This window comes from Paenibacillus solanacearum (assembly GCF_910593845.1).
GTDB classification, from domain to species: domain Bacteria; phylum Bacillota; class Bacilli; order Paenibacillales; family NBRC-103111; genus Paenibacillus_G; species Paenibacillus_G solanacearum.
The window spans coordinates 64750-88508 of record NZ_CAJVAS010000001.1 but is presented as its reverse complement, the minus strand read 5'-3'; the positions used below and the strand labels follow the sequence as shown (position 1 = coordinate 88508).

At 57.8% G+C, this 23759-nt stretch carries 18 protein-coding genes and 1 pseudogene; 1 reads left to right on the top strand and 18 read right to left on the bottom strand.

Annotated features, from left to right (window positions below):
• Positions 1-116: 116 nt before the first annotated feature.
• From KXG62_RS00310 to KXG62_RS00250, 13 genes and pseudogenes are all read right to left on the bottom strand, one after another.
• Positions 117-3080, bottom strand: a complete 2964-nt coding sequence (locus KXG62_RS00310; protein WP_218089904.1) for a hypothetical protein — start codon at positions 3078-3080, stop codon at positions 117-119.
• A gap of 59 nt (positions 3081-3139) precedes the next feature.
• On the bottom strand, positions 3140-3838 hold the full coding sequence (locus tag KXG62_RS00305) for an SGNH/GDSL hydrolase family protein (protein ID WP_218089903.1): 699 nt from the start codon (positions 3836-3838) through the stop codon (positions 3140-3142).
• A gap of 92 nt (positions 3839-3930) precedes the next feature.
• Positions 3931-5256, bottom strand: coding sequence for an ABC transporter substrate-binding protein (locus KXG62_RS00300; protein ID WP_218089902.1), 1326 nt, complete (start codon positions 5254-5256; stop codon positions 3931-3933).
• A 145-nt stretch (positions 5257-5401) separates the two neighbouring features.
• Positions 5402-6181: an alpha/beta hydrolase gene (locus KXG62_RS00295; protein WP_218089901.1), complete on the bottom strand. Its 780-nt coding sequence runs from the start codon at positions 6179-6181 to the stop codon at positions 5402-5404.
• 90 nt (positions 6182-6271) lie between these two features.
• A complete protein-coding gene (locus KXG62_RS00290) occupies positions 6272-7465 on the bottom strand; it encodes a M20 metallopeptidase family protein (protein WP_218089900.1) in 1194 nt (397 codons plus the stop codon).
• Positions 7466-7641: 176 nt separating this feature from the next.
• Positions 7642-8520: pseudogene (sdaAA, locus tag KXG62_RS00285) on the bottom strand (L-serine ammonia-lyase, iron-sulfur-dependent, subunit alpha); the annotation flags it as partial.
• Positions 8517-9194 (bottom strand): L-serine ammonia-lyase, iron-sulfur-dependent subunit beta, encoded by a 678-nt coding sequence (sdaAB, locus tag KXG62_RS00280; protein ID WP_218089899.1) that lies wholly within the window; start codon positions 9192-9194, stop codon positions 8517-8519. The pseudogene sdaAA and the gene sdaAB, both read right to left, overlap by 4 nt.
• A 21-nt stretch (positions 9195-9215) precedes the next feature.
• Positions 9216-10283 carry a dihydrodipicolinate synthase family protein gene (locus KXG62_RS00275; protein WP_218089898.1) on the bottom strand — a complete coding sequence of 356 codons (1068 nt, stop codon included), beginning with the start codon at positions 10281-10283 and terminating at the stop codon, positions 9216-9218.
• On the bottom strand, positions 10283-11299 hold the full coding sequence (locus KXG62_RS00270) for an NAD-dependent epimerase/dehydratase family protein (protein WP_218090284.1): 1017 nt from the start codon (positions 11297-11299) through the stop codon (positions 10283-10285). The genes KXG62_RS00275 and KXG62_RS00270 overlap by 1 nt, the downstream gene beginning before the upstream one ends.
• Positions 11300-11332: 33 nt before the next feature.
• Entirely contained in the window at positions 11333-12493 is a 1161-nt protein-coding gene (locus KXG62_RS00265; RefSeq protein WP_246627230.1) for an N-acetylglucosamine-6-phosphate deacetylase, read from the bottom strand.
• 6 nt (positions 12494-12499) lie between these two features.
• Complete coding sequence (locus KXG62_RS00260; protein ID WP_218089897.1) at positions 12500-13279, bottom strand: glucosamine-6-phosphate deaminase; 780 nt, start codon at positions 13277-13279, stop codon at positions 12500-12502.
• Positions 13280-13333: 54 nt separating this feature from the next.
• A complete protein-coding gene (locus KXG62_RS00255; protein ID WP_218089896.1) occupies positions 13334-14200 on the bottom strand; it encodes a sugar phosphate isomerase/epimerase family protein in 867 nt (288 codons plus the stop codon).
• A gap of 20 nt (positions 14201-14220) precedes the next feature.
• On the bottom strand, positions 14221-15591 hold the full coding sequence (locus KXG62_RS00250; protein ID WP_246627229.1) for a nucleotidyl cyclase domain-containing protein: 1371 nt from the start codon (positions 15589-15591) through the stop codon (positions 14221-14223).
• Positions 15592-15855: 264 nt separating this feature from the next.
• On the opposite strand from KXG62_RS00250, the gene KXG62_RS00245 reads away from it, so the two are divergent.
• Positions 15856-16689, top strand: coding sequence for an SDR family NAD(P)-dependent oxidoreductase (locus tag KXG62_RS00245; protein WP_218089895.1), 834 nt, complete (start codon positions 15856-15858; stop codon positions 16687-16689).
• A 107-nt stretch (positions 16690-16796) separates the two neighbouring features.
• Here KXG62_RS00245 and KXG62_RS00240 read toward each other — a convergent pair whose 3' ends face one another.
• The 5 genes from KXG62_RS00240 to KXG62_RS00220 all read right to left on the bottom strand — a co-directional run bounded on the left by KXG62_RS00240 (position 16797) and on the right by KXG62_RS00220 (position 23716).
• Positions 16797-17516 carry a glycerophosphodiester phosphodiesterase gene (locus KXG62_RS00240; RefSeq protein ID WP_218089894.1) on the bottom strand — a complete coding sequence of 240 codons (720 nt, stop codon included), beginning with the start codon at positions 17514-17516 and terminating at the stop codon, positions 16797-16799.
• 234 nt (positions 17517-17750) lie between these two features.
• Positions 17751-19064 (bottom strand): ABC transporter substrate-binding protein, encoded by a 1314-nt coding sequence (locus tag KXG62_RS00235; RefSeq protein WP_218089893.1) that lies wholly within the window; start codon positions 19062-19064, stop codon positions 17751-17753.
• 120 nt (positions 19065-19184) lie between these two features.
• Positions 19185-20735, bottom strand: a complete 1551-nt coding sequence (locus KXG62_RS00230) for an extracellular solute-binding protein (protein WP_218089892.1) — start codon at positions 20733-20735, stop codon at positions 19185-19187.
• A 111-nt stretch (positions 20736-20846) separates the two neighbouring features.
• On the bottom strand, positions 20847-22691 hold the full coding sequence (locus KXG62_RS00225) for a cache domain-containing sensor histidine kinase (RefSeq protein ID WP_218089891.1): 1845 nt from the start codon (positions 22689-22691) through the stop codon (positions 20847-20849).
• Positions 22688-23716, bottom strand: coding sequence for a helix-turn-helix domain-containing protein (locus tag KXG62_RS00220; RefSeq protein WP_218089890.1), 1029 nt, complete (start codon positions 23714-23716; stop codon positions 22688-22690). The genes KXG62_RS00225 and KXG62_RS00220 overlap by 4 nt, the downstream gene beginning before the upstream one ends.
• Positions 23717-23759 lie beyond the last annotated feature (43 nt).

Genomic DNA, 23759 nt, shown 5'->3' with positions numbered 1-23759 from the left:
TCGCTTGCCAACATGCCTGCGCGATTACTGACCAAGACAAAGAAGCTGCAACCACCCGAACGTTCGGTGATTGCAGCTTCTTTGCATTATGTTGTTTCCTTTGTCGACCTAGGATGCTAAACGTAACGAAACGCATGGATGCCGAGTTCGCAAGACAAGTAAGCTTCCGGATCGCCGTCCGCGCTGAAATTCGTCACGACGACGCCGATGCGGTCTCCGGCCTGGAATTGCGTCTCGCCGGCAACGCTGCCTGCAGCCGAGCCGTTAGCGGCCGTCTCGCCTGCGATGCCTTCAATCCACGGCGCTCCGTTGCGCGTCAGTATGATCTCCCAGGCGGCGGCTCCGGCGGATTCCCCGCCGATGTACGCGACGGCATACGTCTCCACCTGGCCGTCCGCCGCCATGACGTATTCGCCGGTCGGATGATGCTCCGCCCGCTTCATTTTCGCGCCGGAGAGGGCGCCCTTGTTCGCTTGGGCATAAAAGGCCAGCGTCTGGACCGTTCTGCCCAGCGCCTTCCATTTGGCTCCATCCCATACGATCGGCTGCGCCAAATCCGTATCATAATACACGAAGCCGGGAACGATACGTCCCGCCTCCGTATCCGGCCGCTCGGAAGATGATCCTGACAACCGGATCGGATAAATCGGGTCGCTCTCCGACCGGCTATTCAGCATGGAGGCGAATTCGGGCAGCAGCTTCGGCTTGGAACGAAGCAAGCCTTCCGACAACGTCGTGCGCAAATGGCTATGCTTCACATAGCGGTTGTACGCGATAAAGCCGTATCGGTCCATCAGCTCCGGCTTGGCCTGCCCGGCGATGACCGGTGTGCGAATGACGCAGTGCAGGAACGATGTCCCGCCTTCGGAATCCAGCTTGCAGAAGTCGCCTTTGTCCTGCGCGAACGCCGCCTCGAACGCGCAGTTCTCCATGGCGAGCCGACCCTGGTGCGGCTTGCCCTTGAGGCCGGCTGCTTGTATCCCGCGAATGCCGCATTCCTTGAGCGATAGATCCGCAGGCGTGTTCTGCACGATCGCGTACAGGTTAGCGCACTGCTTCAGCTCGATCTTCGGGTACAGCGAGTATTCATCCCGCTCCGCTTGGTCCGGCGACTGCAGAAGGAGATGCGCTCCGTCGGTCTGCTCTGCAGTCACGGGAGGCAGTTCGTCGAGCATCACGTTATCGAACTTCATGATGCAGTTGTGCTTCAGCCCTTCGGACGCGTTGTAGCTCCCTTTGCGCGACAGCCGGTATCCTGCGGAATCCTTAATGTCAAACAGCCGTACGCCCCGCTCTCTACCGTCGACGAGCACATTGGAGAACTGGATCAGCTGCGGGAAAAACAACCGGTCATCCGGACTCGTCTTCGAGAACGCCGGCAGCTTCATCACCCAGGCCGGCTTGACCGCTTGCGGCACCGCCGTGTAATCGAAAATAAAATGGTCGATCACGATGCTCCGTCCGAAGCCGATCGGATATTTGTAGTTGAACTGCGCCGGCGTATGGTACAGCACACAAGCCTCCACATCGTCCGTCAGCAGCAGCCGGCAGTTGCGGATTCGAATATGTCCGTCCCATTTAGCCCCGAAATCTCTGCGGTAATTGATGAATTGACCGCCGCCGTAGCGCTTCGAATTTTCGATGATCAAATCGCCGCCGCCGGTTACGGAGATGCCCCGGTACCCGACCTCCGTGTCCTGTATATACAAGTTCCAGCAGTGGAAATGCACGTCGATCCGGTTGAGACGGCAGTTCTGGATGCGGAAGTTTTTCATCAGATTCGTTCCGAAGACGCCCCAATGCACCAGGCTGCCCTCGGCTGTCACGTTGCGAAACACCGGATTGAGCACGCGCGCCCCGCCGATCCCGTACGTACCGGCGCCTACGTCTTTGCCCGGACCGCCGCGGTCCTGCTCCCACGGAATCAGCTTCACGTTCTCCAGCAGCACGTCATAGACGAGGTTGAAATAAAAAAATCCGAAACGCGCCTGCAGGGAAACGTCTTTCATTCCCGGCTCAAGCCCTACGAACTGGTTGCGAAGGACCGTCCGGCTGCGTTTGATCTGAATGCCGCTCCAATAATAGCCGTCATACTTTTGACCGGGCAAATTGCCGGAGACGAGGAACGTCCCGCCATCGATCGTCAGCACGTTTTCGTCGCAAGGGTATGCCGTCAGGCTGGTGATGTCCTTGAACGTCCATGCCAGATCGCCCATGATGCGGCCGTACTCGTCGACGTAGAAGAAATCTTCCCTCGCCCAGCCCGTCTGATTCTCATAGCCGCTGCGGGCGCCGATCAAGTCGTTTTTGTCCGCGACAACCACGAGACAATTTTTATATTGCGCGAGCTCGGGGATCAGCGTCGTGCCCGGCTTCAGCCGTTTGAGCAGCGCCGTCTTCTCTTCGGGCTTTAAGCTGATCGTTATCGGATTTTTCGACGGGTTGACGACGAAGCGCGGATTCGTCTTCGTGCTCTTACTCTCGTCGATATGGAAGATCGTGCTGCCCCATTGCACAGAGGTTTGGATCGGGATCGTATGCGCCGATTTGATCCAATATTCGCCGCTCGGGTTCAATACCGGCAGCTTGCGCAAATTGGCGTATGTATGCGCCTTCTTGATTTGTTCGCCGTCATCGTTCGTTTTGTTGCCGACGACGCCGAACATCTTGTAATTGATGTAAGGTCCGGGAAGCAGTCTCGCCATCAAGCCGCCCTGCAGCTTGTGGATGGCTCCGCCGTCTTCGGGAACGTTGGTCGATGCGATGACGTATTCCGCGCCTCCGCCGTCGCCGGGCTCGTAATAACCCATCGTCCGAACGAGCATGCCGTCCGACAGTCCCGAAGCGGCAGCCTTCAAATCCCCTACGGTCAGAAAATAGATCATGTCCTTCCTCCTCTCCGGTTGTTCCGCCGCATTCGTCTGCGCCGGAGCGCTTCCCGATTGCATGAACCCGGCATAGCCTGCGGCAACGGCAGCTGCACCCGTTAAACCGATTGACGCGAGCAGCTTGCGCCTGCTGATCGTTCTGCGCGTTCCTTCCGGTTGTACCGGCTCCCGATTGTGAGGATGATCGCTCAACCCGCATTCCCCTTTCATGAATTGGACTTCCATTGCTGCTTTACGCTTTACGGCAACGCTTAAAGCTCGCGTGCGATCACTTCCGTCACTTTCGCGCCGAGCAGCGCATATCCACCATCTGTAAAATGAACATTGCGCGGAAGCTGATTCCCGTCAAGCCGTTCGGCTATATGCGCGTGCAGGTCGTTGACGGCGATCCCGAGCTCATGCATCACCTTCGCTGCGCGTTCGTTATACGTTAGCTCCGAGCCGGGCACACGTCCGCCCGCGCCTTCCGGCACAGGCGTCGTCGCCGCCCAGATCAGTGTGGCGCCGGTCTGCTGCAGTCGTGCGGCAAGTTTGCGCAGCTGCGTTTCGTACTGTTCCGGCGTGCTCACGAGCTGGCCGGCAAAGTCGAGCTCGCCGTCCCGCAAATATTTCAAATCATGCAAGCCCCAGTTGAAGTGGATCACCCGCCATGGGATGCTCCCGACCCAGCGGTCCAGCCACTGAAGCCCCCGGGCCGAATCTCCTCCGTTGACCGGGATACGGCATACGTTCGCCCTTCCGGCCAACGCTTGCCGGACCGTCACCGTGTACCCCATCGAGATGGAGTCGCCGATCAACAGCACGGAGTCAAGCGACGGATCGATGTCCACGTATTGAAATTCGGGGCGGTCCTTCTGTTTGACGTTCAGAGCGGCTTCCCACGCCTCCCTGCTGCTGTAAATGCACGCCGTCTCCGGCGTTTTCGGGCTTGCGGACGCTTCTTCGTTCACGATGATATCCTCCTTCATATTCCTTGTGATCCGCAGGCAGGAGGGCTGTCTCAATTGGAATTGAAACAGCCCCTCGCTGTGGCCGGCGAACTTTACTTTTTCATCTCGGCCTGAATCTTATTGTCGGCGCGTTCGGCTGCCGACCGGAGCGCCGTATTGGCGTCCGTGCCCTTCTGATACTCCATCAGCGCCGTGAACAGCTCGGTCTCCACGAAGCTTTGATATTTCGTCTTGATCGTCGGCGATGCGTACGTTTGCGGGAACAACGACTTGATGTTTTTCCCCTTCAGCTTCGGATCGTCCACTCCGAGATCGGCAGCCAGCTTCGATCCGTCTCTCAAGATCGTATTCGCGGTCCCGGCCCGAACGATGAACCGCTGGAATTCTTCGGACGTAATGTAGTCAAGCACCTGGAACGCCGCGTCCTTGTTCTTGCTCGTCTGCGTAATATAGAAATACGTCGGGTACGATTGCGGACCGACACCCGGCTTTTCCTTGAGAAACGGAAGCTGCGCGATGTCCCAGTTCATTCCTTCCGGCCGGGTTCCGCTCAGCGAAGCGTACATGGCGGACGTCATATTTTTGAGGAACGGGTCCGTTTGGGTCGCCAGCGCGTACTTCGTTCCCGGCACTTCGTTACCCGGAATTTTGAAAAACCTGGCCAAATTCTCGAACGACTTCTTGAACTCTTCGCTGGTGATATTCGTCTTGAACGTCTTCGGATCCAGCGGGTTGACCGAGTTCTGATCCAGCAGCAGCAAATGCTGGAACGACATGGTCAGCCCCTTGTACTGCACGCCGCCTTCGTTGCGCGTCATCTTGCGGGCCAATTCGTACAATTCGTCCCACGTCATGCCGTCCTTCGGATACGGAACGCCGAATTTATCGAACAAGTCCTTGTTGTAGAACAGTGCGCCGGACGTGGTGCTGACCGGCATCCCGTAGATTCCGCCGTTCGCAAAGCCTTTTTGAATTTCGATGGTGCTCGGCTCGAGCTTGCCGAGGTCGTAATTGTATTTTTTGATCAAATCGCTGATATCGTACTGCAGATCGTAGGTTGTCAAAAAGTTCTGCGTCAGCCCGACGGAGCTGATCATAATGTCGAACGACTGCCCGGCCGTCAGCAGTTCCGGCAACGTTTTGCTGTCCTTTTGCATAATGTATTTGACGTTGATGTGAGGCAGCTTTTCTTTGATTTTATTGCCGTATGTCTCCATAAATTTATCTTCGGCAATATTGTTGCTTGTCAAGTAAAACGTGATGTCAACCGGATCGTTTTTGAACTTGGCACCCGTTTGCCCTCCCGCTTTGTCCCCTGCAGGCTTGCTGCCGGAATCCGCCGGAGCGCCTCCGCTACAGCCCGATGCCATAACCGCGAGCAGAAGCGTAGACGCGATGGCTGCTCTTCTTTTTCTCATGTGTGACAACCCCTCTCTTCATGCGCTAGATATCGTTTCTTCCCCTAGCATATCCTGCTTTGTAAGCGGAAACAATGGCTTGGGGTTGCGATAAAATGTCGAAAAATACACTGCTGCCAAAGAGAGAAAATGGGAGGATCCGATCCTATAATCCGTACTTCTGTAGAAACAATTCGACGTACCGGACGCTCAGCTGCTGCGCCGCCGTTTCGGTGCCGTAGCCGAACCCGTGCTTGACCCCCGGCAGCACGATCAGATCGGCATTCCCGCCGGACGCATTGATTTTGCCGCACATGTCGGACGTATCCGCCAGCGTTGTCGTCGGATCGTGATCCCCCTGCAAAAACAGGAACGGAGGCAAAGCGCCTTCCATACGATCCAGGCGGTGCACCGGCGATGCGATGCGGAATCGCTCCGGCGCCTCTTCCGCCGTCGCGCCCATGAATACGTTTACAAAATCGCGCTTCATGAACAGCGTCGTCACCGGACAGTAGCAAATGGCCGCTCGCGGTACGGTGTTCAGGTCCGTCAGCTCCGCCGTCGCTCCCAGCGGGTCGCCGGCCGGGACCGTTGCCAGCATTGCCGCCAAATGGCCTCCCGCCGAGGAGCCCACGACGGCGACCGCGTCTGCGGCATAGCCGTATGCCGTGGCTTGCCGCTTCACATATTGCATCGCAAGCCGCACATCCTCCAGCTGGCTCGGAAATACGTAATCCGGGGCTAACCGGTATCCGGCCGATGCGCACACATAGCCCCGTTCGCAAAAATAGCGGGCCACGCTGTGCCACTGCCGTTTGTTGCCGGCAGACCAGCCTCCCCCATGAATGAAGAGCAGGCAGGCGCCGTTCGGGCGATCCGGCACGAAAAAATCGATCAGCCGGTGCTCCGCATACTCGCTGCTGTAAGCCGTTTCCACATGCTTCATGAATCGTCACTCCTTAGGTTCATGATACCTAAAAAGGCGTATTCTTCATAAATACGCCATGTATGCATCGTATTCCTCTTTCTCCCCTCGTCAATCCGGCTGCTGTCCGCTGCGCAGCAGCGCAATGGCGGCAAGCAGCGCCGCACCGTACGGCAGGCAAGCCTCGTTCAGCGCAAACTTCGGATGATGCAGGCCGTAGGCGCGCTCCGCCTCGCGATCGGGTCCCGAGCCGATCCAGAAAAAACTGCCGGGCACGTGCAGCAAATATTCGGAGAAGTCTTCGCCGGCCATCGTCGGCTCGGCGACTTTCCGGTTGTGCGCGCCGAGCATCAGGTCCGCGATTCGCTCCACTTGCTCCGCCGGGCCATCGTGATTGACGAGCACGGCCGTCTGGTTGATATACCGCAGCTCGGCCTTGCACCGGTACGCCTGAGCGATTCCGCCGATCAGCCGGTCCAGCCTGCCGGGCATCGACTGTCTCGCCGCCTCGGAGAACGTGCGCACGGTTCCCGTCAGCCTCGCTTGATGCGGAATGACGTTGTTCGCTTCGCCGGCATGCATGCTGCCGATCGTGACGACCGCAGGCTCGAACGGCGACATCTCGCGGGATACCGCCGTCTGCAGCCCCATCACAATCGCCGATGCGGCGACGATCGGATCGATGCTTTGGTCCGGGATCGCGCCGTGACCGCCCTTGCCTTCCAGCGTCAGCTCGATCCGGTCGACAGATCCCATCAAGGCGCCGTAGCGGATTGCCATTTGCCCGGCGGGCAGCGTCGGCAAATTGTGCAGCCCGTAGATTTCGCTGACGCCTTCGAGAACGCCGTCCGCGATCATCGCTTTGGCCCCGGCGTTGATTTCCTCCGCCGCCTGGAACAGCAGCCGGACGGAGCCCGCGAGCCGATCCCGGTTGCGCATGAGCAGCTCGGCCGCCCCGAGCAGCATGGCCGTATGACCATCATGGCCGCAAGCGTGCATCACGCCAGGGCGGGCCGAAGCATAGGGCAGGCCGGTCTCCTCCTGGATCGGGAGCGCATCCATATCGGCGCGCAGCGCGATGACAGGGCCCGGCCGATCCCCGGCGAGCTCGGCCACAACGCCGTGTCCCCCGACGCCTGTGGTCGGCGTGTAGCCGAGCTTGCGCAGCTCGGCCGCCACCTTTCCCGCCGTCTCCGCTTCGTGCGTGCTGAGCTCCGGGTAGCGGTGCAAGTCCCGGCGAAACGCCGTCAGCTTGCCCTCCAGCTCCTTGCTCTGCCGCAGCAGGTGTTCCGCTAACGTTATCATGATGATTCCCCTTTCGAATCGGCGGCCGGCCCCGGAGAACCCGTATCGCCCGCAGAGCCGCTGTTCTTACTGGCCTTGCTATCTTCGTTGTCCTTGCTGGACTGGCTTTCGTTGTTATTCTTGCTTTTTGTGCCGCCCGTGCTATCCGGGCCTTCCTTGTTTTCCTGGCCGCCCTTGTCCGCTTTGCCGTACAGCTCCTTCATGATTTTGCGCCCGGTGGGCGTTTGCGCCAGCCCGCCCTTCGCCGTCTCGCGGTGCTTCTCCGGCATGCTTCCGCCCACTTCGAGCATGACCTGGATCACTTCGTCCGACGGGATGACGCTGCGGACGCCGGCGAGCGCCATATCGGCCGCCGCCAGCGCGGTGACGGAGCCAAAACCGTTGCGGACGATGCAAGGAATTTCGACCAGGCCGCCAACCGGGTCGCAGATGAGGCCGAGCGTATTTTTCAGCGCCAGGCCTACGGCGTGAACCGCCTGCTGCGGGGTCCCCCCGCGCAGCTCGACCAACGCACCGGCGGCCATGCCGATCGCCGAGCCGACCTCCGCCTGGCAGCCGCCCTCGGCGCCGGACACGAATGAATTATTCGCGATCACGTAGCCGATCGCGCCGGCGCAGAACAGGCCGGCGACCATATGCTCATCGCTCCAGCCGAACCGTTCCTGCACGCTGACGAACGATCCGGGAATGATCCCGCAGGAGCCTGCCGTCGGCGTTGCGACGATGCGTCCCATGGAAGCGTTCACCTCCGATACGGCAAGCGCATACGCCAGCGACAGCGCGCTCGCCCCACCGAGCAGCGGCTCGCTGCTTGCGGCATAGGCCGACATGCGCTGCGCGTCGAAGCCGGTCAGTCCGCTGCGGGACCGCGTCGGCTCCGTCAGTCCTTTGCGCACCGCTTCCTTCATAATGGCATAGTAGGCTGCCATCTTGGCGAATTCCTGCTCAGCGCTTCGGCCCGATTCCCGCGCCTGCTCCTCAAGCATAAGCTGTGCAATCGGCTTCGCTTCGTTCTCGCACAGACGGGCGAGCTGCTCCAACGTCCGAATTCTCATGGCTTTCCCTCCATCGTCTGGATCCATCGGAGCGACTGAACGTCAGGCAGCGCCGCAATGCCGGAGAGCAAGTCGCCGGGCAGCGCCGCATCCGCCTCGATGACGGTCAGCGCATTCCCGTTGCGGCCGTCCCGGTCAACGTCCATACTGCCGATATTGATGCCGCTGCCGCTTAGCAAGGCCGTGATCTCCGCGATCATCCCCTTGCGGTCGACATGGAAGACGAGCAGCGTCGGATAGCTGCCGGTAAACCGCACATCGAACTCGTTCACGCGTTCGATCTCGACATTGCCGCCGCCGATGGACGCCCCGCGGACGGTCATGACCGCATCGGCGGCGCCGAGCCGGATCTCCGCCGTATTCGGGTGGGCCGCCGGGCTATGGAACGGCTTGATCGTTACTTTCAAGCCGGCGAGCTCCGCTTCCTCCGCCGAACGAACGAGGCGGGCGTCGTCAGGGTCATACCCGAGAAGCCCGCCAATGAGCGCCAGATCGGTTCCATGCCCGCGATACGTATCCGCGAAGGAGCCGTACAGCCCGATCTCGGCCCACTGCGGCTCCGCCGCCAGCAAGCTGCGGGCGATGCGGCCGAGCCGGACCGCTCCCGCGGTATGCGAACTGGAAGGTCCCACCATGGCGGGACCGATAATCGAGAACACATCCTTGAAGCGCATCGGAACGCCTCTCTTTCCCGTTTAGCGCAGCCAATCCGCAAGATGTGTGCGGACGAACGCGTCGTCGTGCAGATGCGGGTAGTCGCGGTACATCCGGTCGATCTCTTCCGACTGCCCCGGGGACATCGTTTCCTCCGGATTCAGGCACCATGTCCCTTCCAGCAGCCCTTGCCGGCGCAGCACCTCGTGAATGCCGGCGATGCAGCCCGCAAAGCCGTGCGCCGGATCGAAGAACGCCGCATTCGTATCGGTTACTTCGATATTGCGCGTCAGCCACCTCGCATCGAGAGAAGATTCGACGCGCGCCCGCTTGATTTCTTCCAGCAGCTCGACCGCCTTCTGCGTCCATACGGCCCAATGGCCGAGCAAGCCGCCGACGATTCGCTTCTCCACCGTCTTTCCGTCAACCTGAAACCGGTAGACCGACAGCAGATCGTTCACGATGTTATCGTCGTTGCCCGTATACAGCGCGATCTCGTCCCGGCGGCTCGAATAGCAGACGGCGCGGACGACGTCGATCGTCTGGTAACGGTTGAACGGCGCGATCTTGATCGCGACGATGCCGGGAATCTCCGCGAATTTACGCCAGAAGTCGAAACTGAATATGCGTCCGCCGACGGATGGCTGCAAGTAAAAGCCGATGACCGGAATGACGGCGGCCACCGCTTCCGTGCGGCGCAGCAGCTCTTCCTCCGGCCAATCCTTCAGCCCGCCCATGCTGAGCAGTCCCGCGTCGTAGCCGAGCGATGCGGCAAGCTCCGCTTCGGCTAGCGCCTGCTCGGTTGGCCCGCAAATGCCGGCGATCTTGAGAAACGGCCTCGTGAGCTGCGCGCGGTCCACTTCCTCCGCCGCCATGCGCAGCACCGGCTCGAGCAGCCCCACTTCCTTGTCGCGGATTTCGAACTGCGTCGTGTGCACGCCGACGGCGACCCCGCCGGCGCCGGACGCCATGTAGTACCGCGTCAAAGCCCGCTGGCGGCGCTCGTCGAGCTGACGCGAGCTGTTCAGCGCAAGCGGATGGGCCGGAATGACCAGCCCTTCATGAAGCGCCTGCAGCTTCTCGGCGGATAACGCTCTGCGCTGTGCCATTAAAATTTCCCCTCCCGCTCCTGGAAATGCGTCGGCTTGTTCAGCGTCTCTCCGCCTTGCTCCACCCATGCGGCGATCCAATCGATCATCTGCAGCAGCGAAACTCGAGGATAGCCGAACAGCTGGAACGATTTGGCGGCGTTGTTCAGCAGCGCCGTATCCGCTTCCTGCCCGGTAATGACCGGCTCCACGCCGAGCCGTTTGCCGAATTCCTGCGCAATCCAGCGCATCGACATCGTTTCCGGGCCGGTGATGTTAATCACGTTCGGCGGACTCGTGCAGACGTTCAGGCTGCGCAGCGCAATTTCGTTCGCATCGCCCTGCCATATGCAGTTCGCATGTCCCATCGTCACATCGATCGGCTGGCCGGACTTCACCGCTTTCGCCACTTCCAGAAGAACGCCGTAACGCAGGTCGATCGCATAGTTCAGCCGGTAAATGACCATCGGAATTTCATATTTATGCGAAAAATATTCGAATACCCGTTCGCGACCGAGCGTCGACTGTCCGTATTCGCCGACCGGAGCCGGAGGGATCGCTTCGGTAGCTCCGCCGGAAGCGACCGGCGTGAACGGATAAATATTCCCCGATGAAAAGACGACGATGCGCGACTGACGGAATTTCTCCGCAACCCGGCCGGGCAAGTAGGAATTCATCGCCCAGGTGAAATATTCCCGGCCCGTCGTGCCGAACTTGTTGCCGGCCATGTAAATGATGTTTTTGACGTCGGGAAGCTGCTCGATCTGCCGGTCGTCAAGCAGATCGCAAGCGATCGTCCGGACACCCTCCTGCTCCAGCTGCTCCTTCAATCCCTTTTCGGAAAACCGCGAAACGCCCCATATCGTTTTTTGCACGCCGGCCTTCTTCAGCGCGTTCATCGCAAGCCGGGCCAAGCTTGGACCCATCTTGCCGCCGACGCCAAGCAGCATAATATCGCCGTCGATTTGCGCCATATCCCGCACCAAAGCCTCGGACGGTTCGGCGAGCTTCTGCTCCAACTGTTCAATCGTCGTTATCGTCATGATCTTTGCTCCTTTGTTCGGATGATGTTACCCGTAACGCTTAACGCCCGCTTTATAGACGGCTGCCGGACGAAGGAATCTGCCGTCCCATTCCATCACGGCGACGTCCGCCGGCGCTCCCGCTTGCAGCCCCTTCGCCGAGGGAAGACCGAGCTTCGCCGCCGGATGCACCGATGCGGCGTCCCACGCGTCCGCAAGGTCGCATATGCCTTTGCGGATCAAGTGGGAGATGCCCCACGGCAGCAGCTGCGCGGAGCCGGCCAGCAGTCTCGGGTCGTGCGCCAGATGCAGCCGGCCTTCTTCCGTCAGCACAACCTGCCCGCCTACCGGCATGTCATACGCGCCGGGCGGCATGCCGCTCAAGGAGACGGCGTCGCTGACGAGCAGCATTCGCTCTTCCTTCACTTTGCGGACCACCTTCAGCACCGCATCCGGCAGATGGAATCCGTCGGCGATGACGCAGGCCCACAGCGGATCGCTCGCGAGCTGCTCCCATAAGTAATTGGGATGCCTTGGCAGCACCGGATGCGCGCCGTTGCCGAAATGCGTCACCATGGTCGCTCCCGCTTCGGCGGCGGAGCGGATTTGTTCCGGCGTCGCATTCGTATGCCCGACGGACACGACAATGCCTGCGTCGGCGCAGCGGCGAATGAAATCGGGCGCCTCCGGCCATTCCGGCGACACGGTGACGATGCGGATCAAGCCGCGCGCCGCTTCCTGCCAGCGCTGCATCAGATCCCAGTCGGGCGCCTTGACGTAAGCTTTGTCATGCGCCCCCCGCGCCCCGTCTTCCGGCGAGATGAACGGCCCCTCCAGATGGATGCCCGCCACGCATGACTTCGTTACGGGATCTTCCTCCGCTTCGGATGCGATCGCTGCGACCGCCGAAGCGATCCGCTCGTCGCTGCCGGTAATGACCGTCGGATAATACGCGGTGACCCCTTCGTTCCACAACGCCCGGGTTACGTTATGCGTCGTGCCCGAAGGAATCGGATGGGCGTTGAAATCCATCGCCCGGTATCCGTTGAGCTGCAGATCGACCAAGCCCGGTCCGATCCACGGGATATCGTCTGCCGGCTTATCCGCCGTCCATGGAAGGACGCCGGTAATTCGTCCATCCTCCATCGTGATTTCCACCGGCTGTCCCGTCCTGTAATGCTTGCCCTTAACCGATACTGGCTCTCCCACCGGCAATCACGTCCACCTTTCGTAATCGCATGATTCCGTGTCCACGTACAGCGTGCAATCGGAATGCGTGCGCAGTACGGTGGCCGGACAATGCGTGCCCGACGGCCCGCTCAGCGTCTCCGTCACGGCCTGCCGTTTGGTCGGGCCCGGCACCATGCAGAACAGATGGGACGCGGACACCAGCGCCGGAATCGTTAGCGTAATCGCGTGCGTCGGCACGTCGCTCAGCTGCGGGAAGCAGCCGTCGTTCACCTGCTGCTGCCGGCACGGAAGGTCCAGCTCCACGATTTTGACAAGGTGCGGATCATTGAAATCGGCGACTGGCGGATCGTTGAAGGCGATGTGGCCGTTCTCGCCGATGCCGAGACACACGATATCGATCGGCTTTTCTCCAAGCAGCGCGGCGTAGCGCCGGCATTCTTCCTCGGCCGATTTCGTCCCGTCGATCAAGTGAACCGTGCCCGGACGCACGAGATCGAACAATTTGTCGCGAAGAAAGCGGCTGAACGATTGCAGAGCCCCTTCCGGCAGCCCAATGTATTCGTCCATGTGGAAAGCCGTAATCTTCGACCAATCGATGCCTTCGGCCGCTACCAGCGAGGCGAGAAACTCGTTTTGCGACGGTGCGGCGGCAAAAATCATCCGCAGCTCCCCTTTCTCGCGCTGCAGCTGCTTGATCCGCGCAATCGCCTGCTCGGCGGCTGCCGCTCCCATCGCTCGGCGGTCGGGATATACTTCTACGCGCAACTTTTCTACCGTGAACGATTTCCATGCCTGCCTTGTCATACGGAAATTCACTCCTTTGTTTATCGTAACTTTCAAGAAAGCGATCTTATGAAATTAACGAAAATAGTTCATCGCCAGCAGCGACTCCATGCACTCCTCGGACGCTTCCTTGCCGCCGATCGAGAACGAGCTGCCGGACGGACGCTTGAGCTGCTCTTCTGTCAGCTTGGACGTCAGCCGGTAATGCGTCTCCACGATCAAATATCCGTCATAGCCGTCGTCGCGGAGCCTTTGGAACAGTCCCTCGTAATCGACCTCGCCGCGACCGATGGCGACGCCCTCCGGGCCCTCCGCCGTGCGCACCGCATCCTTCAAATGAATATGCGCGATCGTTCCCTTCAAATACTCGTATCCGTCAGGGAACGGCTTCTCCTGATCGGGATCCCACAGATCGTTCCCCGGATCGTACAAGGCGCGCAAATTCGGCGCGTTCACTTGATCAATTAGCCGGCGCGTCTTGCGCGCATTGCTCGCGTATACGCTCGGATCGAATTCCAGCATCAGCAGCAGGCCGTTTGCTTCCAGAAGCTGCGCCATTTTGCGCAGCTGTTCCACGATCGCCGGCTCCGCTTCTTCGAACGGCTTTTTCGCCCAGAAGCTGAAGCCGCGAATCATCGTTGCTCCAAGCTTGCCCGCCACCTCGATGCATCGCTCCGCAATGGCGTATTGCTGCGCCAGCTCCTCCGCGTTATCCAGATCGCACTTGAAGATCGGCGCGGATAACGCGCACACGTGAATGCCTTCGGCGGAAGTGCGTTCGCGAATCCGCTCGATCTCCGCATCGGTCAGCGTATGCGCCGGTTTGTCGAAGATCGATCGAATTTCGATCGTATCGAGCCGGTACTTGCGCGCGAATGCCATCACTTCATCCAAATCCTGCGATACTTCATCGGTAATAATGCCTAGTTTAAAAGCTCTCATCGCCTTCACCCCGCGTAATGTTATCTCAAGCTTTTCCGTACAACTTCAGACAAAAAGCTCATGTTGAAAATTTGCTTCGGCCGCCCTTTGCCGGCCGTGCGCTCTTCGCCGACCACGTGCACCAGTCCCTCATCCTGCCATACGACAAGTAGCCGATGCACCGTCCGGGTCGTCACGCCGAGCAGCTGCGCCAGCTCCTGCGTCTTGTACTCCGTCTTGCCCCTCCGGCTCACGTCGACAACCATCTTGCTCAAATATTTGTAATGCATGCCGGCGAGCTCGGCTTTCTTCAATAGATCCGGGCTCAGAAACGACAGATCGAGCTTCCACGTCTCCGTCATTTCTAGCGGGCCGATGACGCCCCGGTCCTCACGGACGATGAAGCCGACGTTCCCTCCGGCTTCCTTGGCTTGCCGGAGCGCCATCCGCGCATGCGTGCCCGCCTGATTCGCGGAATAGCCGAAGCCGATCCCGATGCTAAGCGACAAACCCAATGTTTTGTCCATGTCCCAGTTGAGCGGAATCCGCTTGTATCCCCCGGTCTCCCGTTCAAAGATGCCGCGGGTGGTCACGAACAAATACTCGTCGCCGCCCATAGGGGTAAAATGCCCGTCGAGCGATTCCGCGTAGCCAAGCAGCACACGTTGGATATCAAGCTTCAGCCTTTGCACCTCGTGCTCGGATTCCTGCCGTTCCGCCGTCCGGGAAAAATTGTCGATGTTGATCAGCCCGATCACCATTTGCGACTCTTTGCTGCGCCGCGTCTCGGTAGCGAGCAGCGCCCTTTCCAGCGACACGATGATATCCTGCTCCGTCGGCACCATCCATTCGTTGGGCACGCCCAGCTTCGTCAACTGTTCCGAGACGGACCGTATGGCTGTGATCGCCACGCCGGTTTGCCCGGAGCGGAACATCCCGCAGTGAAAGTCGACGATCTCCTTACGCCCCGTGCGAACGCTTTCAGCCATGCACACGAGCGTCGGAAGCCTATCGCCGAATTCCTTGGCGCACCGCTCCGCTGTCTGCTGCGTCACCGTATCGATCGAGACGGCGATACCGCCGCCGTATTTGATCTGCACGTCCAGCAGCGACCGATACAGCCCCGTTCCGTTCATCGGAACGTAATGCGCCGGAATCGGAAACGTCATTTGCTCTTTGGCCCGCGAGTATGGAATCGGGCCGGTGAAGAACAGCACCTCCGCCCGCTCCGCCAGTTCCTCTGCCAGCGCAGGCGCTTCATTCTCGTCGCGGTAGGCAAGGATTTCCGGTGCGAACGAAGGAAACGATTTGAGCACAGCCGACACCGTATCGAAGAAAGCCTCCGGACAGATGACGCCGACGGCAATGTTGTTCTTATGCGCCTGTCCAGTATCCATTGAGCCTTGATTCATATCGTCAACCCTCCGGATCGTTAGTGCAGATGTCGTTCTTATTGCCATTGTAGCGGATCATTGATTTACATGACAAATCTTTTAATTGTCTTTAAATGACCGATTGGCTGCCGCTCGATGCCGCTGCCAAGCCCCGGTTAAAATCAAACATTAAATACTATGACAGCAATTGTCATCGTTTGCTCTTACAATAATAAACGTATCATCGCTACTGCGAATGAATGTAACAATGCATTACCATTTCACAAAAGTGAGGTCAGGAACATGAACGGATTACATGGCAAGATTGCGCTGGTGACCGGCGGGAGCCGGGGCGCAGGACGAGGCATTGCGATCGAGCTGGCCAAAGCCGGGGCGACCGTATACATAACCGGAAGAAGCGTGAAGGGCAAGTCCACCCATCAATATCCGGGCACGATTGACGATACGGTTCAGGACATTCGCTCCTTTGGCGGAACCGCCTATGCATGCCGCTGCGATCATACGAAAGATGAGGAGACGGCAGCGGTCATCGACCGTATTCGCAGAGAACAAGGCCGGCTCGACATCCTCGTAAACAATGCGTGGGGAGGGCATGATCTGCCCATGGAAGTAAAGCCCTTCTGGGAGCTGTCGGTACAGCATTGGGACACGATGTTTCACGGCGGCGTTCGCGCCCAGCTTGTCACGAATCATTACGCCGTCCCTCTCATGCGCGAGCAGCCATCGGGACTGATCGTCCATACGACGTTCCGCGATCAGGATAAGTATACCGGCACCTTTTATTATGATCTGGCCAAAAACGCGCTGTGCCGCATGGCATTCGGGCTGGCAGCGGAGCTGCGGGAACATGGTATCACGGTAGTCGCCTTATCTCCGGGATGGATGCGTACGGAGTTGGTATTGGCCCATCACGGAACGGATGAAGCGCATTGGAAGGAAGTGAAAGCACTGGAGCGGAGTGAATCGCCCTTCTACATCGGGCGGGCGGTCTGCGCGCTGGCCGGCGACCCGCAGATGTTGGACCGAACCGGTCAAGTGCTGCAAGTCGGCCAGCTTGCGAAAGAATACGGATTTACCGATATTGACGGACGCATCCTTCCCCCGTTTATCATTTGACCCGTCGTCATCCGCCCAACGAAATGAAAAGCGCCTCCGGCTTTGTATAGCCGTGAGGCGCTCTGCTCGATGTTCCATCACGTTTTCATGATGGAACTACTGAAATCTTACCCTTGATTGTCATGCAGCATCGTGTCGGTCGTAATATAATCGACGCCGGCTTTGATGAACAATCCCGCTTCTTCCTTCGTATTGACGGTCCATACCGATACTTCGATGCCCGCTTCATGGCACCGTTCGATATCTTTGTACGTCGTCTCGTTGTAGCAATAGTCCAGGAACGCGTTGCCCAGTTCCTTCACGATCTCGAAGTCCTCCGGCGTCGGCCGCTTGGCCGACAAATAGCCGAGAGGCACTTCAGCGTTCAGTTTGCGCATTTTGCGCAAATCATCCGCATTGAAGCAAATAAAGCAGCATTTCTCGAAGATGCCGCTGTTTTTCAAGATCGCCAGCAGCGATTCCAGATCGGCATCGGTGTGGTAATGCTCGATTTCCACGAACGCATGCATGTCGTATTTCTTGCATACCTCGAGCACTTCTTCCAACGTCGGAACTTGTAATCCGGGATAGTCGGCGATGTTATGCCCCGAATCGATCTTCAGGTTCCGGATATCTTCGAACGTAAAATCTTTCGCTTTGCCGGTGCCGTCGGTCATCCGGTCTACCGTCCGGTCGTGGTGGACAATCCATCTTCCGTCCACCGTACAGTATGTATCGCATTCGATGCCCCAGAAGCCGGAACGGCCGGCGAGCTCGAAGGAAGGAATCGTATTCTCCGGCGCCATCATGCTGTATCCGCGGTGCGCCACATATTTGGGTGCTGTCATTGTTTCATATACCTGCCTCTCGTCATGGTTACTGATCATCGATTCACATTGAAAAAACGGCTCTTACCTATAATTTCCTGTCCTGCTTCCACATTATACCGAATTCATTTCGCAGTAACTATTCCTTTTCAAGATGGAATCGCCTAACAATAATGACTTACACATGTCAATTCCGAAACAAATTCGCCCGACGCCGACGGGTACGCCGGAATCGGGCTTTCATCGCGACAACTGCTACGGAATCGTGATTTCCTTGTTGGCCTTCTCTTCCCCGCTGCGCAGCGCCGTATTGATATCGATTCCTTTCACCGCAACGTCCTGGCTTACGTCCCCGTTCACGATGGCGTTAATTTTCGGATCGAATTTGGACGCGTCGGGCAGCGGCGAAGGCTTCACCTTGAAGATCGCCTCCAAATTTTTCCCTTTAAACAAGTCGCTGTCCGAGCCGAACGCTTTGCGAATCGCGTCGTTCGTAAGCACCGACACTCTCCCCGCCTTGCTCATCTTCGTCTGTACCTCTTCGCTCACAAGCGTGGACAATACGGTGTAAGCCGCATCCTTATATTTGCTTTCCTTATTGACGACAGCCATATGGTAGTCGACTTCCTTGCCGAAGCCCGGACGGTCGCTGTATCCCGGATGGGCGGTCAAATCCCATTTGAACAAATCGCTCGATTCAGCTTTATTAAAATAAAGGACGACGGCGGCGATCCAGCCGGTATACATGGCCATGCGCTGTTCTTTGAAAAAGACATCGGTCGCATGCCTGAATTTGCCTTTTTCCACGTAGCCGGGAACGGAATAAAATTGCTGCAGCAGCGAGAATACCTTGGCATGGCGATCGGTCGTCAATATTGCTTTTCCCGATGCCCGGTCAAAGACGGGAACGCCGTACTGCCAGTACATTTGCCTTAAGTCGGGGGGCATGATGCCAATATAGTTCGTGCCGCCGTCGGCCCGGGTCAGTTTTTTGCCCAAGTCCAGCGCTTCTTCATAAGTCATGACGTCTTTCGGATAAGGAACTCCGAACTTGTCGAAAATGTCCTTATTGTATGCCATCGCCCCGTAATTCATGGCAAACGGCATCCCGTAGAACGCCTTCTGATCGCCGAGCTTCTTCGTTTGCTCTACGGCTGCCGGTTCGATCTGTCCAAGATTGATGCGATACGTCTCGATCATCTTCGTCAAATCCTCGGGAATGGCCATATCGAGAATATTGATCAAAGAAACGTTGCTGACCAGGATGATGTCGGGAAATGCGCCCGCCGCCATCAATTTTTCAAGCGAATCCTTCGTTTGGACGAGATTGATTTCCGGATATTTGGCCTTCACCGGCTCGACGAAAAACTTCTGGAATTGTTCTTCGGTCGTCCCTGTGCTGTAATCGAGCACCACCAGCTCGGCCGGACCTCCCTTATATTCCCTTACACTCGACTGGTCGCTCGGACTCTTGGGGGCGCTGGCTTCCTTGCTGCTGCATCCGAAGAGCGAACCGATCATGCCGGGAATGAGAAACAGCGATAATGCGATACGTAACCTCTTGTCCATCTCGAACCCTCTCCCTCTACTTTAAATACCTGAATGAAACCTGTATTATATAATGCGAGTAAATCCTCGTGAGGGAGCGGCCCCGTTCCCGATCGCAGATGGCCGCAAGGATGCATGGCGCTATTCCAATGGGGCAGATGTTCTTGCTTTATAAGCAGCGTTGACTTCCTCGATAATCCGCTGGCCTCCGCCGTTCTTCCATTCCGCAACCGCATCGTCAATGCTGTCCACCGGCTTCTTCCCGGAAATAATCTCCACCAGCGTTTTCTGGAATTTGTCGGCGAGCGGCTTGCCTTTATCCGCGAAGGTGGCAGAGGAGTGGAGATAGGCGTCGCCTGCGTTGGCATACGGATACTTGCCTGCATTTACGATCGATTGCTCCATCTGAATGGCCCAGACCGGATCGCTCCAGCGGTAAATGTTGAACGTATTCGCATTGCTCCTTAGCACCCAGTTCCACAGCAGGCTCTGCCGCCCTTCGCCCTCCGCCTTCAACGCTTCGGTCATCTCGTAGGAGCCATCTGCGAGCTTCCGGTAATGATAGCCTTCGATCCCGTTCTTCACAATTTGTTCGCCCTCGGCCGACACCCACCAATCGAACATCTTCAAAATCCGGTCCCGCTTCTTGTCGTTCACGTCTTTACTCAGTACGACCTTGATCATGCCGCTCGTCGGCGTCGTATTTCCCCGCATGCCGTTTCTGCCGATGGGCGGGGACAGCTCGACGAACCGGGCATTCGGCGCGATCGATTGAAGCTGCTGATTCGTTTGCCGACTCAGCTGATAATGCATGTCTGCGAAGCCGACCTTCCCCTGCGCGTGCTTCTCGTTAAAATTCGTGTTGGTCACGAAGTCCCGGTCAAGAACGCCTTCTTCATATGCCGTTCGCATGAACGACAGGAACGACTTCCATTCCTCGGACTGGACTTGCGTCGGAACGAGCTCTCCGCCGATATCCTTCCAGCCGTTAGCTATGCCGAACGCGGCCAGCAGCTCCGGCATCCCCATATGAATCGAGTTGCCGAGCACGGAAAATCCAGTGGTATCCTGTACTCCGTTGCCGTCCGGGTCTTGCGTGGCGAACGCTTTGGCAATTTCATAAAACCGCTCGATCGTGAACTCATCCGGACCGGGCAGCGGGATCCCCAGCCGGTTCAGCCAATCGGCTCGGACATAAACCGTATTTTGCGGCGTAGCATGAATCGGGATGCCGTAGATGCGCCCGCTTGGATTCAGGATTGCCCATTCCTCCGGGTTTGCGATCCGTTTCAATGTAGGGTATTGCGCCAAAACCGGCTCGAGGTCGAGAAATACGCCCTGATTTGCCCATTTCAAAAATAAATTGGGGCTGTCGATCCGGATCACGTCGGGCATCTTGCCTGAGGCCGCAATGACGTTCAGCTTCTCGGCGTAATTGGCATTGGGAACCCATTGAATTTGCAGATCCACGTTAAATTTGCGGTTGATGTATTGAATGACGGGATGATGGTTATCCGGCCAGCCGCCGCCTTTCCAGGAAGCGATCACCATGTCGATTCGGATATTCTCGGACATATCGCCGGAATACCCGGCCAGGTCTGAGGTTTGCGAACTCGCTCCTTTCCGTACGTAACCGGCGGCCAAGCCGAGCACCAGCCCGGCTGCAAGCATCGTGAACAACGTCTTTTTCATCGCGGAACATCCCTTTATCGTTGGGGTTGTTTAACTTTTTCCTCCGCAGTTTTCATTATATCACCGCGGAATCGGCGCTTTTTCACAATATTACGGTCTTTTTATCCAATCTTACGAACCTGCCTGCGTCCTGACCGGGAAGCGCAGAGATAACGTGCTTCCCTTGCCCTCCTGCGATCGGATGCGTACGCCATACGAAGCGCCGTAATTCAATATCATGCGGGCATGTACGTTCGCAATCCCCACCGACTGCTCTTCGGGCGCGGGGCCGTCATGCTGCTCCGCCTGCTCCATATGGCTGCGGAGCGAATGCAGCGCTTCCGGGGAAAAGCCGTTTCCGTTGTCGGCAACCTCAATCATCAAATCCCCATCCTCTTCGTAAGCGGTAATGCGAATCGTGGCTCTGCCATTTTTGGGCTCTACCGCATATTTCACGCAATTTTCGACGAGCGGCTGGAGGGAAAGCTTGATGATATACAGGTCCATATATCGTTCATCCACCGTCAGCTCGCTCTGGAATTTAGAGCCGAACCGGATGCGAATCATTTCCAGATAATTTTGCAGAACGTGAAGCTCGTCCCGCAGCGGCACCTCCGGACGGGGCATCTTCGAGCTGTAGCGGTACACGCTGGCCAGATGCGTCGCCATCTTCTCGATGGCAGGCACCTTTTCGATAAAAGCGATGCTCTTAATAATTTCAAGCGAGTTATAGAGCAGATGGGGATTGATTTGATTTTGCAGCGCTTGAATGATCGCGTCCCGCTGCTTCAACTGAAGATGCATTTCCTTCATCTGCAAATCATGGACCGTATGAATAAGCTCCCTTAGCTTGGCCGTCATCTGGTTGAAGCTGCCGTTCAACTGCTGGATTTCGTCCTTGCCCGGATTCACCTCCGCGCTTGCGGACAAATCCCCCCGCTCGACCTGCTTCATCAAGTTTCTTAAGCGGACGATGGGCCGCACGACCCAGCCGACCATGCGCGGAATACAGAGCAGCGACACCGCAATCATGCCGGACATAATGGCCAATGTCGAATTTCTGGCGACGTTCAGCCCTGTGGCCATCTCGCTCATGGGTACGTAAGCGACGATATTCCAGCCGGTCAGCTCCGAACGGTTATGCGACACAAGGATCGTTTCTCCGTTCCGCTCGTACGTATCGTTCTTCTCGGACAGCTTCAGTCCGCCCAAATACGTATCCTTCAAGGCTTGACCGGCCAGCTGCACATCCGGATGGTAGACGATGTCCCCCTTGGAGTCGACGATGAAGAAGTATCCCGTTCGTCCCAAGCGCGCTTGCCCGAGGATGCTCTGAACCTCCGAGATCGACATGGCAATGTTCAGGTTGCCGGTCAGCTTCAGCGTATTCGGATCATAAACGGGCACGATCAGCGTAATGAAAGGATAGGCGGCGGCAGCGCCGTTCGGGTTGTAGTAGAACGGAGCGACCGTGAGCCGATCGAACAAGCCGCTCTTGAACCAGGGCGCCGAACCGGTCATGGAAACGTTCAGCGAGTTGTCCTTCGAATACGCGAGCCGGTTGTCCGTCGAACGAAGCACGATGCCGATAATGTTCGAATAATTGATGGCGATATACCTCGTCATGATGCCCTCCACCAGCGCCTCCTGCTCCCGGCTGAACTTTTCCCCGTGGAGAAGCCAGCTTTGCAGCATCCCGCTCTCCGGGTTATGATCGAGCCATGGCGAAGGCAGGGGACCTGCAATCGAGGCATACGTCGATTGCGCCAGCTGGGTGAAATACCGGTCCAGCTGATGATTGATTCGCGCCGTGGAGTCTTGAGCCATATAGTAGAAATCAGCCTTGGCCGATTCCGTGTAGTAGTACGATGTAAACGCAGCCATCATGGCAATCGACACAAAGCAGGCCGAGAGCACCAGCGTCAATATTTTCGTCTTGATCGAACAGCGGTAATGCCAATCGCGCCATCTCATCATGGGCTGAGCCTCTTTCTGTATTCGAGCGGAGATACCCCGACTGCCGTCTTGAACGCTCTCGTGAAATACGGCGTCGTCGAAAAGCCGACGATTCCGGCAATTTCGGCCACCGAAAACGCCGAGGACAAGAGCAGCTTCTTCGCTTCCTCTACCCGAAGTCCGTTCACATAGCTGACAAGCGAGCTGCCGGTATGTTTTTTGAATAAGCTGCTGAAGTGGGAGACGCTGAAGTGGGACAGCTCGGCCATCTCGCTTAACGTGATCTCCTCTCTGAAATGCTCGGTAATATATTGGCACGAACGCTCAATGGCGGCGGGCATGCTGGCTTTCACCGAGGAAGGTGACTCCAGATACCATCGCTCGAGCAGCGCTTTGTGGTAATGCAGGATGGAAGCCTCGTCTTCGGATGCGCCTCCGGGGACCGGCGAGGGCAGCTCATGCAGCCGGATGCCATAATCGCCCAGCAGCCGCCTTACCTTCTGCTCGAACACATGCAGCAGATTCCATCGCGCTTGCTTGTTCAGCGCATTCGTTCGAAGAACGGACCGGATCAACTCTTCCTGCTTCTGCATCGCCCGTTTGGGAGACAGCCCCTGACTGTTCTCCAGCAAGTTCTGAAACGTCACGATATACGGATTCATGCTGCGGACGGACTCCAGCTTCTCCTTGGAGCGGTTTAACGCTTCGAGCAGCCCACCGAACTCCACCGGCTTGAGCATATACTCCGCTACGCCATAGGTAATCGCTTGCTGAGCGTATGAAAAACTGTCGTATCCGCTAATAATGATGGAGGCCAGCGGAATCCGGTGTTCGGTAATCCGTTTAATCAAAGCGAGCCCGTCCAGCTCGGGCATCATAATATCGGTGATCAGCAGCATGGGCCACATGTCCTGGATCAGGCTCCAGGCTTCTTCCCCGTTGCCGCATGCGCCGATGACTTCATACTCCTCGCCTGCCGCTTCCACCATCTCGACGATGCCTCTCAACACCCAAGGCTCGTTCTCGGCCACCAAGACCGTGTACACCGGCTCAATCCCCTCTCCTCGTTACCCTATTGTACTTTCTATG